12 protein-coding genes are annotated in these 11,282 nt (G+C 65.4%); 6 read left to right on the top strand and 6 right to left on the bottom strand.

The features are described from left to right. Positions 1–75: transglutaminase N-terminal domain-containing protein (locus tag BRAS3809_RS37775; RefSeq protein WP_139017396.1), on the bottom strand; the 75-nt coding region annotated here is incomplete at its 3' end. A 436-nt stretch (positions 76–511) separates the two neighbouring features. Here BRAS3809_RS37775 and BRAS3809_RS20850 point away from each other — a divergent pair. Continuing rightward, positions 512–709: a hypothetical protein gene (locus BRAS3809_RS20850; RefSeq protein ID WP_008964013.1), complete on the top strand. Its 198-nt coding sequence runs from the start codon at positions 512–514 to the stop codon at positions 707–709. A 203-nt stretch (positions 710–912) separates the two neighbouring features. On the opposite strand, the gene BRAS3809_RS20845 is transcribed toward BRAS3809_RS20850, so the two are convergent. The 4 genes from BRAS3809_RS20845 to hpaR form a co-directional block, all read right to left on the bottom strand. Further along, positions 913–2,436 (bottom strand): UxaA family hydrolase, encoded by a 1,524-nt coding sequence (locus tag BRAS3809_RS20845; protein WP_008964012.1) that lies wholly within the window; start codon positions 2,434–2,436, stop codon positions 913–915. A gap of 120 nt (positions 2,437–2,556) precedes the next feature. Continuing rightward, positions 2,557–3,336 carry an HpcH/HpaI aldolase family protein gene (locus tag BRAS3809_RS20840; RefSeq protein ID WP_008964011.1) on the bottom strand — a complete coding sequence of 260 codons (780 nt, stop codon included), beginning with the start codon at positions 3,334–3,336 and terminating at the stop codon, positions 2,557–2,559. Positions 3,337–3,469: 133 nt separating this feature from the next. Next, positions 3,470–4,555, bottom strand: coding sequence for a malate/lactate/ureidoglycolate dehydrogenase (locus tag BRAS3809_RS20835; RefSeq protein ID WP_008964010.1), 1,086 nt, complete (start codon positions 4,553–4,555; stop codon positions 3,470–3,472). Between the two features lie 166 nt (positions 4,556–4,721). Next, positions 4,722–5,237, bottom strand: a complete 516-nt coding sequence (gene hpaR / locus BRAS3809_RS20830; protein ID WP_008964009.1) for a homoprotocatechuate degradation operon regulator HpaR — start codon at positions 5,235–5,237, stop codon at positions 4,722–4,724. Between the two features lie 118 nt (positions 5,238–5,355). On the opposite strand from hpaR, the gene hpaH reads away from it, so the two are divergent. From hpaH to BRAS3809_RS20805, 5 genes are read left to right on the top strand one after another with little or no spacing between them, the layout of a single operon-like run. Then, the gene (hpaH, locus tag BRAS3809_RS20825) at positions 5,356–6,162 is read left to right on the top strand and encodes a 2-oxo-hept-4-ene-1,7-dioate hydratase (protein ID WP_008964008.1); all 807 of its coding nucleotides are present in this window, start codon (positions 5,356–5,358) and stop codon (positions 6,160–6,162) included. A 24-nt stretch (positions 6,163–6,186) separates the two neighbouring features. Beyond that, a complete protein-coding gene (locus BRAS3809_RS20820; RefSeq protein WP_008964007.1) occupies positions 6,187–6,585 on the top strand; it encodes a 5-carboxymethyl-2-hydroxymuconate Delta-isomerase in 399 nt (132 codons plus the stop codon). Then, positions 6,578–8,116: a 5-carboxymethyl-2-hydroxymuconate semialdehyde dehydrogenase gene (gene hpaE / locus BRAS3809_RS20815; RefSeq protein ID WP_008964006.1), complete on the top strand. Its 1,539-nt coding sequence runs from the start codon at positions 6,578–6,580 to the stop codon at positions 8,114–8,116. Before BRAS3809_RS20820 ends, hpaE begins: the two co-directional genes overlap by 8 nt. Positions 8,117–8,131: 15 nt before the next feature. Further along, on the top strand, positions 8,132–9,004 hold the full coding sequence (locus BRAS3809_RS20810) for a fumarylacetoacetate hydrolase family protein (RefSeq protein WP_008964005.1): 873 nt from the start codon (positions 8,132–8,134) through the stop codon (positions 9,002–9,004). A 15-nt stretch (positions 9,005–9,019) separates the two neighbouring features. Continuing rightward, positions 9,020–10,651 (top strand): thiamine pyrophosphate-dependent enzyme, encoded by a 1,632-nt coding sequence (locus BRAS3809_RS20805; RefSeq protein WP_008964004.1) that lies wholly within the window; start codon positions 9,020–9,022, stop codon positions 10,649–10,651. Here BRAS3809_RS20805 and alkB read toward each other — a convergent pair whose 3' ends face one another. Beyond that, positions 10,652–11,281 carry a DNA oxidative demethylase AlkB gene (gene alkB, locus BRAS3809_RS20800; protein WP_035657337.1) on the bottom strand — a complete coding sequence of 210 codons (630 nt, stop codon included), beginning with the start codon at positions 11,279–11,281 and terminating at the stop codon, positions 10,652–10,654. It abuts the gene before it with no gap. Between the last annotated feature and the right edge of the window lies 1 nt (position 11,282).

Genomic DNA, 11,282 nt, shown 5'->3' with positions numbered 1-11,282 from the left:
GGTCTGTGGGCCCAGACCGACCGGACGATCGTACTTGTAATGGGTGACGTGATGTAATGCGACGTAGATTGACACGTGGGTTCAGCGCTCCAGCAACTTTTTTGAGCAGAACATTGCAATGCTCAGGGATCAAGCACTAACAACGGGCAGCGCTGCCTATTGAACCATCCTTGGCCCGAAACCCGGCGTCCGGGACGGATTCCGACCTCATCCGAACCCGATCAAGCGTCTGCCCTGCACGCGCCGGTCGCTTTTCCGGCGGCCACACGACTTAATCCGGCCTCATCGCGAAGAACGGGAGAAGAACAAACAAGTCATCAGCTGCCTGTTCCCCCGAAGTTGTCCACAGGCAGAGGTACAAATGCTCACGGAAGATTGACCACTTTGCCATATCTGGGGTTAACCCCGAATGTTGAACTAACAAGAACTAATAGCGTTGCATCCGCCGCAATCGCTTGATAGCTCGACTACACGTGCTATTTAGGACGCCCATTGCCAAAAGGAGAATCAAGTGGCGAAGACAGCTAAGAAGGCAGCTACCAAGAAGTTGGCGCGCAAGCCCTACACGCCGGCCGACATCAAGCTGCTGAAGCAGCACTCGAAGTCCAAGACCCCGGTTGCCAAGATCGCCAAGGCGATGAAGCGCACCGAGGGCTCGCTCCGTCAGAAGGCTCTGGCGCTCGGCATCGGCCTCGGCCACCAGCGGTAAAATCGTTCGGCGCCGCTGCCGCGCGAGGCGCGATCAGACGAAGGCGCAATCAAACGATGGCGCAGCCATTCAATGGCGGCGCTCCCCACCGGTTATCTGATCGCAGTTGCGATCCAGTCTCAGCTAGTTGACGATCTCAGCTGTGATCAGATGCCGGCGCGCGAAACAGGCCCGCATCCTGGGTTCCCGAGTCGAACGGCGAGCTACATCGTCGCGCCGAGCACCCAGGGTGCGAACTCGGCCCCGCCGAAATCGAAGCTCTCGCTCTTGGTCGGCTGGCCCGACGCGGTCTTCAACATCAGCTCGAAGATGCGCTGACCGCACTCCTGCACGCTCTCCTCGCCGTCCAGGATCGTGCCGCAATTGACGTCCATGTCGTCTTCCATCCGCTTGTACATCGGCGTGTTGGTGGCGAGCTTGATGGACGGCGCCGGCTTGCAGCCGAACACGCTGCCGCGGCCGGTGGTGAAGCAGACGAGATTCGCGCCGCCGGCGACCTGCCCCGTCGCGGCGACGGGATCGTAGCCGGGCGTGTCCATGAACACGAAGCCCTTCTTGGTCACGGCTTCGGCGTAATGCAGCACATCGACCAGATTGGTGCTGCCGGCCTTGGCCATCGCGCCGAGCGACTTCTCGAGGATGGTGGTGAGACCGCCGGCCTTGTTGCCGGGGCTCGGATTGGCGTTCATCTCCGCGCCCTCGCGCGCGGTATAGTCTTCCCACCACCGCATCAAAGACACCAGCTTCTCGCCGACCTCGCGGCTGACAGCACGACGGGTCAGCAGATGCTCGGCGCCGTAGGTCTCGGGCGTCTCCGACAAGATCACCGTGCCGCCATGCCGCACCAGCAGATCGCTGGCCGCGCCGAGTGCCGGATTGGCGGAGATGCCGGAATAGCCGTCCGAGCCGCCGCACTGGAGCGCGACCGTTAATTCGCTTGCCGGAACCGTCTCGCGCTTGACCTTGTTGGCGTCGACCAGCGCCTCCTTGACGAAGGCAATGCCCGCCTCGACGGTCTTGCGGGTGCCGCCGACCTCCTGAATGTCCATCGCGCGCAGCCGGCCGGCGAGCTTCTGCTCCTCCATCAGCCCGCCGATCTGATTGACCTCGCAGCCGAGCCCGAGGACGATCACCGCAGAGAAGTTCGCGTGCCGCGCGTAGCCGCCGAGGGTTCGCCGCAACAGCTTGAGCGGCTCGTCGAGCGTCATGCCGCAGCCGGTCTTGTGCGTGAGCGCGACGACGCCGTCGACATGGGGATAGTCGGCGAGCGGATTGTCGCCGGTGAAGGGATTCTTCTTGAAGACGTCGGCGACCATGCCCGCGACATGGGCGCTGCAGTTCACCGAGGTCAGGATGCCGATGTAGTTACGAGTCGCAACGCGGCCGTCGGGGCGGCGAATGCCCTCGAAGGTCGCGGGGAGATCGAAATTCGGCGTCGGCTTCACGTCGACGCCAAAGGCGTAGTCCTTGGCGAAATCGCCCATCTCGCAGTTCTGCGTATGAACATGCTGGCCGGGCGCGATCGCCGTGGTCGCAAAGCCGATGATCTGCCCGTAACGCCGGATCGGCTCGCCCTGTGCGATCGGACGCACTGCGACCTTATGCCCCGCCGGAATGCGGTCGACCGTGGTCACACCGTCGGCCACCGCGAGCCCGGGCGGCAGGCTTGACCGCGCGATCAGGACGCTGTCCTCGGGATGAAGCCGGATGACGGGCGCGGCAGCCATGACACACTCTCTCGTTTGAATAGATCGGTCGAACCTGAGCGAATTGCGAGTAGCGAATGGTGAATAGCGAACGGGATAGTCCCTATTCGCTCCCCCCCCATTCGCCATTCGCGACGTCTGCTACGCCTTGCCGCCGGACTCCTTGCGCGTCTGGGCGACCTGCTGACGCGCATAGACCTGCATCAGGCCGACCTCATTCGACAGTGTGACCAGCTTGAAGCCCATGTTGATGGCGCGGACCGCGCCCTCGGCGCCGCTGCAATGGATGCCGGGATTGAGGCCGCGCTTGCCGCATTCCTTGACGATCTTCTCGTAGATCTTGAGGATCTCCGGCTCGTCGCGATCGAGCTTCGGCACCAGACCGTAGGAGAAGCCGAGGTCGGACGGGCCGATATAGACACCATCGATGCCCTCGACATCGAGGATGGCCTCCATGTTCTCGACCGCCGTCTTCGTCTCCATCATCGGCAGCAGAACGATCTCGTCATTGGCCGTCTTCTGGTACTCGCCGGCGCCGCCATACATGCCCGAGCGGATCGGCCCGTTCGAGCGCACGCCCTTGGGCGGGTATTTGGAATAGGACACGAGATTGCGCGCTTCCTGCGGCGTGTTGACCATCGGGCAGATCACGCCATAGGCGCCGCCGTCGAGAACCTTGCCGATGATGCCCGGCTCGTTCCACGGCACGCGCACCATCGGGGTCACCGGATGGCCATGCATCGCCTGAAAACACTGCACCATCGACAGATAGTCCTGGACGCCATGCTGCATGTCGACGGTGACGCTGTCGAAGCCGCACTGCGCCACGACCTCCGCGGAGAACCCCGAGGGGATCGCGAGCCAGGCATTCACCACCGCTTTGCCCTCGGCCCAGAGCTGCTTGACCTTATTGTTCGCCACGACTGCGTTTCCTTCCCTTGTTGTTCAGATCGAACCGACTTGGTCGACGTTTGGTGATTCCGACGATGACGGCAACACTGCGAAATGATCCAGCCGCAGCTGGGCTCCGCCGCCTTCAAGGTTCACGATGTCCTCACGAGGCCGCCCGCTGGATGCTCGCTTCGCTCACTCCGACCTCGCGCGCGGTGCCGACTATCGCTGCCCAGGTATCATCGGGCAAGGGCACGCCGTTCGCGGTCCGATCCGCCCGCGTCTTGCGCTCGACGTCGCCCGGCACCTGGACCTGGTCGACGCCGGCCATCGGCTTCGTCGCCCGGATGAAATCGGTGTAGCGGGTGATCTCGCCGTCGAAGACGTCGGCGGGATCGACCACCTTCGGATCGATGTAGATCGCCAGCATGCCGTTGGCGAAGCGCCGCCCCCCGGAGGTGGCCCCGGTGCCGGTCAAGGCGCCGCCGAGCAATTCGCAAATGAAGGCGAGGCCCGATCCCTTGTGCTCGCCGAACGCGCGGATCGCGCCCGTCCCCTTGGTGTGGTCGCGCGGACCTTCCGCCTCGTAGGGCCCGTAGAGGACCGCGGGATCCTCGCTCAGCGTGCCGTCGGCATCGATCAACGCCCCCTTCGGCAGCTTCTTGCCGCCGCGGCTCGCCACCAGCACCTTGCCTTCGGCGACGATCGAGGTCGCGAAATCGAGCACGATCGGATCCTGCCCCTGGCGCGGAATGCCGACGCAATAAGGCGCCGTCGAGAACCGCTTCTCGACGCCGCCGAACGGCGCAACCAGCAGCGAGCCCGCTGCGTTGACGAAATGGATCGACACCAGGCCTTCCGCGGCTGCCATTTCCGCCCAGTCGCCGACGCGTCCGAGATGGCCGGAATTGCGCAACGCCAGCGCGGCCAGTCCGCTCTTTTTGCAGCGCTCGATGCCGATCTTCACGGCCTGCGGCGTCACCGTCTGGCCGTAGCCGAACTTGCCGTCGACCACCACCAGCGAGGGCGTATCGACCACCACCTCGGCGGTCTGGTTGGGTACGACCGATCCCATCTTCTGCCAGCGGATGTAGACGGGGACACGGATCACGCCATGGCTGTCATGCCCGGTGAGATTCGCGGTCGTGAGGTAAGTGGCGATCCGGCGCGCCTCCTCCGGCGAGGACTGGGCATGTTCAAATACGTCGGCAACGAAGTCGATGAGACGCTCAACCTTGATGGTGACCATGGCAACTCGCGGGTTCGATCGGCAGGCGGGACAGAGTTAGCATGGATTGCCATGCCTGCGACGCACGTCATCTCCGCTCGACTGCATCGCTTCTTATCAAACTGTTGAAGTGACTGCCAAGCTTCGGAACTGATCAGCGGTCAAATTGCCGGATGTTTGCACGACGTCATTCATCTGCCGTGGTGTCCGGCTCGACATCGCCGCCCATGCTCTGCTCGAGCTCGTCCAGCATTTTGTGCAGCGCGGCAAGCTTGCGCGCGCCGTAGCGGCGCCCGATCGAGGCGTAGATCGCCTCGGAGTTCGGCGCGACCTGCGCGATCAGCTTCAACCCCTTTGTTGAAATCGACAACACACCCCTGCGCATGTCGCGCGCATCCACCTCGCGCTGAATCAGGCCGCGCGCGTCCAGATCGCGCAGAATGCGGGACAGGCTGGGACCGAGCAGGAAGGCGACCCGCGCCAGCTCCGTCACCTCGATCGCATCCACTGCCGCCAGGGCGCGCAGAATGCGCCATTGCTGCTCCGTCAACCCATGCGCGCGCAGATTGGGCCGGAATTGCCGCATCACGGCCTCGCGCGCCCGCAAGAGCGCCATCGGCAGCGATTGCGAGAAATCGCGCATCGGCACCTTGCGGGCATCCTTCGCCGGCGGCCTCGCGCCCTTCGGCTTACTCTCGCTCATGTCGCCAATCCCCGCCGCCGGATAATTTGCACTGCAGCAATCGCCATTTCGGTTTGCCGCCTGAAACTTAACATGTTAATCATCTCCCGCCATCTGTTTCTTCACGAGGGTCCGTTCCATGCCGCTGTCGAGCGACCAGATCCACAGCTGCGCCCTGCGCCTGGACCAGGCGGAGAAATCCCGCCATCAGATCCGGCAGTTGTCCCAGGAGTATCCGGACATCTCGATCGCCGACGCCTACGCGATCCAGAAGGCCTGGATCGACATCAAGGTCTCCGACGGCCGAACCATCAAGGGACACAAGATCGGGTTGACGTCGAAGGCGATGCAGAGCGCGCTCAATATCGACGAGCCGGATTCGGGCGTGCTGCTCGACGACATGTTCTTCGCCGACGGCGGCATCGTGCCGTCCGACCGCTTCATCGCCACGCGGATCGAGGCCGAGCTGGCCTTCGTGATGAAGCACCGTCTCGCCGGCCCCGACTGCACGCTGTTCGATGTGCTCAACGCCACCGACTTCGTGGTGCCGGCATTGGAAATCCTGGATACCCGGATCGAACGCGTCGATCCGCAGACCAAGGCGACGCGCAAGATCTTCGACACGATCGCAGACAATGCAGCCAATGCCGGTATCGTGCTCGGCGGCCGGCCGATGCGGCCTGGTGATACCGACCTGCGCTGGGTCGGCGCACTTTGTTATAAGAACGGTCAGCTCGAGGAGACCGGCCTCGCCGCGGGCGTGCTGAACAATCCAGCGACGGCCGTGGCCTGGCTCGCCAACAAGATCGCGGCGCATGGGCTTGCCCTCGAACCAGGTCAGGTCGTCCTCGCCGGCTCGTTCATCCGGCCGATCGAGGCGCGCAAGGGCGACACGATCCAGGCCGACTATGGTCCCTATGGAACGGTGAGCTGCTACTTCGCCTGACACCTGCACCGGAGCGACCACACCATGCCCCATTTCAGCATCGAATATTCCGCCAATCTCGACGCCTATATCCGGATGGACCTCGTCTGCGAGGTGGTCCGCAAGGCTGCCAGCGAGACCGGCATCTTCCCGATCGGCGGCATCCGCGTGCGCGCGATCCGTTGCGAGCATTACGCGATTGCCGACGGCAAGCCCGACGCCGCGTTCCTCGCGATGCTGCTACGGCTCGGCGAAGGCCGCGACCTCCCCGCGCGGCAGAAGGCCGGCGAGCATGTGTTCAAGGTGCTTTCGGACTACCTCGACCCTGTCTTCGCGAGCACCAAATTCGCGCTGTCGTTCGACATGCAGATCAACGACGCCGCGACCAGTTGGAAGCGCAACAACATTCACGACGCCCTGAAAGCGGAGGCATCCCATGGATAAGGCCACTCCCAAAGCCGACGTCTACAAGGCCAATCTCGATCGCGCCGCCCCCCTGCTCGCGAAGCTGAAGGACGAAGGCATCGGCCATTTCATCGACGGCAAGATGGTGCCGGCGATCTCGGGCGCGACGTTCGAGACGAAATCGCCGATCGACAATGCCGTGCTGGCCCGCGTCGCGCGTGGCAATGCCGAGGACATCGACCGCGCCGCCACCTCGGCCGCGCTCGCGTTCAGATCCTGGCGCGAGATCGCGCCGGCGATGCGCCGCAAGCTCTTGCATCGCGTCGCCGATGCGATCGAGGATCACGCCGACGACATCGCCGTGCTCGAATGCATCGACACCGGCCAGGCCTATCGCTTCATGGCCAAGGCCGCGATCCGCGCCGCCGAGAACTTCCGCTTCTTCGCCGACAAATGCACCGAGGCGCGCGACGGGCTGAGCACGCCGAGCGAGGAGCATTGGAATATCTCGACGCGGGTGCCGATCGGCCCGGTCGGCGTGATCACGCCGTGGAACACGCCGTTCATGCTGTCGACCTGGAAGATCGCCCCGGCGCTCGCCGCCGGCTGCACCGTCGTGCACAAGCCGGCGGAGTGGTCGCCGATCACAGCGCTTTGGTTGGCGAAGCTCGCCAAGGACGCCGGCATTCCCGACGGCGTGCTCAATACCGTGCATGGCTTCGGCGAGGAGGCCGGCAAGGCGCTGACCGAACATCCCGCGATCAAGGCGATCGGCTTCGTCGGCGAAAGCTCCACGGGCTCCGCGATCATGGCGCAGGGCGCGCCGACCCTGAAGCGGGTGCATTTCGAGCTCGGCGGCAAGAACCCGGTGATCGTGTTCGACGACGCCGATCTCGACCGCGCGCTCGACGCGGTGGTGTTCATGATCTACTCGCTCAACGGCGAGCGCTGCACCTCGTCGAGCCGACTGCTGGTCCAGCAGAGCATCGCGGAGACCTTTACCGCCAAGCTCGCGGCGCGGGTGCGGGCGCTGAAGGTCGGCCATCCGCTCGATCCGGCAACCGAGATCGGGCCGCTGATCCATGAGCGGCATCTCGCCAAGGTCTGCTCCTATGTCGACGTCGCGCGGCAAGACGGCGCGATCATCGCGGTCGGTGGCAAGCCGTTCGCGGGTCCCGGCGGCGGCCACTATGTCGAGCCGACATTGGTGACCGGCGCGAGCCAGACGATGCGCGTGGCGCAAGAGGAGGTGTTCGGGCCGTTCCTCACCGTGATCCCATTCCGCGACGAGGCCGACGCGATCGCGATCGCCAATGACGTGCAGTATGGCCTCACCGGCTATGTCTGGACCGGCGACATGGGCCGCGCGCTGCGCGTTGCGGACGCGCTCGAGGCCGGCATGATCTGGCTGAATTCGGAGAACGTCCGGCATCTGCCGACGCCGTTCGGCGGCATGAAGGCGTCGGGCATCGGCCGCGACGGCGGCGACTATTCGTTCGACTTCTACATGGAGACCAAGCACGTCTCGCTCGCGCGCGGCACGCACAAGATCCAGCGGCTCGGCGTATAATAAGGAGACCAGCGCATGACCTCCCCTCGCCTCGCCACCTACTCCGCCAATGGCGCGCCCCATTACGGGCTCGTGACCGACACGGGTCTCATCGATCTCTCGGCGCGCTTCGGCAAGGACTATCCGACCTTGCGCGAGGTGATCGCCGCGGGCGCCCTGAACCGGCTGGTCGATGCCGCGGCCGGCCTGTCGCCGGATCTTGGCCTCGATGCGATCATTTGGCAGCCGCCGATCCCCTCACCGGAAAAGATCATCTGCATCGGCGTCAACTATCCCGACCGCAATGCCGAGTACAAGGACGGCCAGGACGCGCCGAAATATCCGTCGATGTTCATGCGCACGCCGCGCTCCTTCGTCGGCCACCAGACGCCGCTGGTGCGCCCGCGCGCCTCGCCGCAGCTGGACTACGAGGGCGAGCTGGTGCTCGTCATCGGCAAGGCCGGCCGGCACATTCCGGAGGCATCGGCGCTCGATCACATCGCCGCGCTGACGCTGTGCAACGAGGGCACGATCCGCGACTGGGTGCGGCACGCCAAGTTCAACGTCACCCAGGGCAAGAACTTCGATTCCACCGGCAGCCTCGGGCCCTGGATCGTGCCCTACACGAGCGAGAGCCAGATCGCCGACATCAGGCTGACGACGCGCGTCAATGGCGAGCTGCGCCAGGACGACCGCACGTCGCGGCTGATCTTCAGCTTCCGCTATCTGATCAACTACATCTCGACCTTCACGACGCTCGTTCCCGGTGACGTCATCGTGACGGGCACGCCGACCGGCGCCGGTGCGCGGTTCGATCCGCCGCGCTATCTGAAGCCCGGCGATGTCATCGAGATCGCGGCCGAAGGCGTCGGACTCTTGCGCAACGGCGTCGTCGACGAAGCTCAGTAAAACGGGAACAGCAGCATGACCACCATGACCGGCGGCGAAGCCATCGTCAGCGGGCTCGTCGCCCACGGCGTCGACACCGTGTTCGGCCTGCCCGGCGCGCAGGTCTACGGCCTGTTCGACGCTTTTCATCAGGCGCAGCTCAAGGTCGTCGGCGCCCGCCACGAGCAGGCCTGCGGCTACATGGCGTTCGGCTATGCCCGCGCCAGCGGCAGGCCCGGTGTGTTCAGTGTGGTGCCGGGTCCCGGCGTGCTCAATGCCGGCGCGGCGCTGCTCACCGCCTTCGGCTGCAACGAGCCGGTGCTGTGCCTCACCGGCCAGGTGCCGACGGATTATCTCGGCCGCGGCCGCGGCCATCTGCACGAGATGCCCGACCAGCTCGCCACCCTGCGCACCTTCGTGAAATGGGCCGAGCGCATCGAATATCCCGACAGCGCGCCGACGCTCGTGTCGCGCGCCTTCCAGGAGATGCTGTCGGGACGCCCCGGCCCGGCCGCGCTGGAAATGCCGTGGGACGTGTTCACGCAGAAGGCCGAGACGTCAGCCGCGAAGCCGCTGATCCCGTTCACGCCGCCGCAGCCCGATCCCGACCGCATCGCCAAGGCGGCGGCGCTGATCGCCGGCGCCAAGACGCCGATGATCTTCGTCGGCTCCGGCGCGATCGAGGCGCGCGAGGAGATCCTCGAATTGGCCGAGTTGATCGACGCGCCGGTCGTCGCCTTCCGCTCGGGGCGCGGCATCGTCTCCAATGCGCATGAGCTCGGACTCACCATGGCCGCGGCGTACAAGCTGTGGCCGACCACCGATTTGATGATCGGCATCGGCACCCGCATGGAGTTGCCGACGACGTTCCGCTGGCCGTTCAAGCCGGACGGCTTGAAGTCGATCCGCATCGACATCGATCCCGCCGAGATGCGGCGCCTGATCGTCGATGCCGGGATCGTCGCCGACGCCAAGGCCGGCACGGCCGCGCTTGCGGCTGCGGTGAGCAAAGCCGGCTATCGCAAAACGTCCGGCCACCGCGCGACCATTCGCGAAGCGACCGCGGCGACCTTGCAGGAGATCCAGACGGTGCAGCCGCAAATGGCCTATCTGAATGTGCTGCGCGAGGTGCTACCCCACGACGCCATCGTCACCGATGAATTATCGCAGGTCGGCTTCGCCTCCTGGTATGGCTTCCCGGTGTACCAGCCGCGCACCTTCATCACCTCGGGCTATCAGGGCACGCTCGGCGCCGGCTTCCCGACCGCGCTCGGCGCCAAGGTCGCGCATCCCGACAAGCCTGTCGTGGCGATCACCGGCGACGGCGGCTTCATGTTCGCGGTGCAGGAGCTGGCGACCGCCGTGCAGTACAACATCGGCGTGGTCACCCTGGTGTTCAACAACAACTCCTACGGCAATGTCCGGCGCGACCAGCGCGAGCGCTTCGACGGCCGCGTCGTCGCTTCCGATCTGGTCAATCCGGATTTCGTCAAGCTCGCGGAGTCGTTTGGTGTTGCGGCGAGCCGCGTCACGGCGCCGGATCAGTTCAAGGCGGCGCTGGACAAGGCGCTGGCGCATGGCGGGCCGTACCTGATCGACGTCGAGGTGCCGCGCGACTCCGAAGTGTCGCCCTGGGCCTTCATCCATCCGGCGAAGCCTTCGGCCTGATCAGCGGGCGCGGCGGAACGTCAGGTTGATGCGGCGGCGGCCGAGCCGCGCATGCTCGCCATCGGCGAGCGGCGCGACGCCATGGAAGGCGAGCCGCGCCGGCCCGCCCCAGACGACGACGTCGCCATGGACCAGCCGATGGCGCTGCGTCTTGTCGGTGCGCTTGAGGCCGCCGAACAGGAACGTCGCGGGCAGGCCGAGCGAGACCGAGACGATCGGCGCATCGATGTCGCGCTCGTCGCGGTCCTGATGCAGCGACATTTTTGCACCGGGCTCGTAGCGGTTGATCAGGCAGGCATCGGGCGCGAAGCCGGCAAAGCCGGCCTCTCCTGCGGCGTTCTCCGCAAGCTTCCGGAACAACGGCGGCATGGCCGGCCAGGGCCGCCCGCTCTCGGGGTCCACGGCGTCGTAGCGATAGCCGCTGCGGTCGGTCACCCAGCCGAACGGCCCGCAATTGGTCATCGCCACCGACATCTGGTGCCCGCCGGGAGTGATCATGCGCCGGAACGGCGCCTGCGCCGTGATCGCCTCGATCGCGGCCAGCAGCCCGGCCTCATCAGGCCGCGCGAAGCCGCGCAGCAGCACCGCGCCCGGCGCGAGCGGCTCGCGCGCCGGACCAGCCGCCTCCAGG

Origin of the sequence: Bradyrhizobium sp. STM 3809 (genome assembly GCF_000239795.1) — a bacterium.
In the GTDB taxonomy this organism is placed as follows: Bacteria; Pseudomonadota; Alphaproteobacteria; order Rhizobiales; family Xanthobacteraceae; genus Bradyrhizobium.
Note: the sequence above shows the minus strand (reverse complement) of the source record. Positions and strands in the feature narration are given on the sequence as shown.

Excerpts from the sequence above, each read along its gene's own strand:
- BRAS3809_RS20845 (WP_008964012.1), bottom strand. The coding sequence starts at position 2,436 with ATGGCTGCCGCGCCCGTCATCCGGCTTCATCCCGAGGACAGCGTCCTG.
- BRAS3809_RS20835 (WP_008964010.1), bottom strand. The coding sequence starts at position 4,555 with ATGGTCACCATCAAGGTTGAGCGTCTCATCGACTTCGTTGCCGACGTA.
- hpaR (WP_008964009.1), bottom strand. The coding sequence starts at position 5,237 with ATGAGCGAGAGTAAGCCGAAGGGCGCGAGGCCGCCGGCGAAGGATGCC.
- hpaH (WP_008964008.1), top strand. The coding sequence starts at position 5,356 with ATGCCGCTGTCGAGCGACCAGATCCACAGCTGCGCCCTGCGCCTGGAC.
- BRAS3809_RS20820 (WP_008964007.1), top strand. The coding sequence starts at position 6,187 with ATGCCCCATTTCAGCATCGAATATTCCGCCAATCTCGACGCCTATATC.
- hpaE (WP_008964006.1), top strand. The coding sequence starts at position 6,578 with ATGGATAAGGCCACTCCCAAAGCCGACGTCTACAAGGCCAATCTCGAT.
- BRAS3809_RS20810 (WP_008964005.1), top strand. The coding sequence starts at position 8,132 with ATGACCTCCCCTCGCCTCGCCACCTACTCCGCCAATGGCGCGCCCCAT.
- BRAS3809_RS20805 (WP_008964004.1), top strand. The coding sequence starts at position 9,020 with ATGACCACCATGACCGGCGGCGAAGCCATCGTCAGCGGGCTCGTCGCC.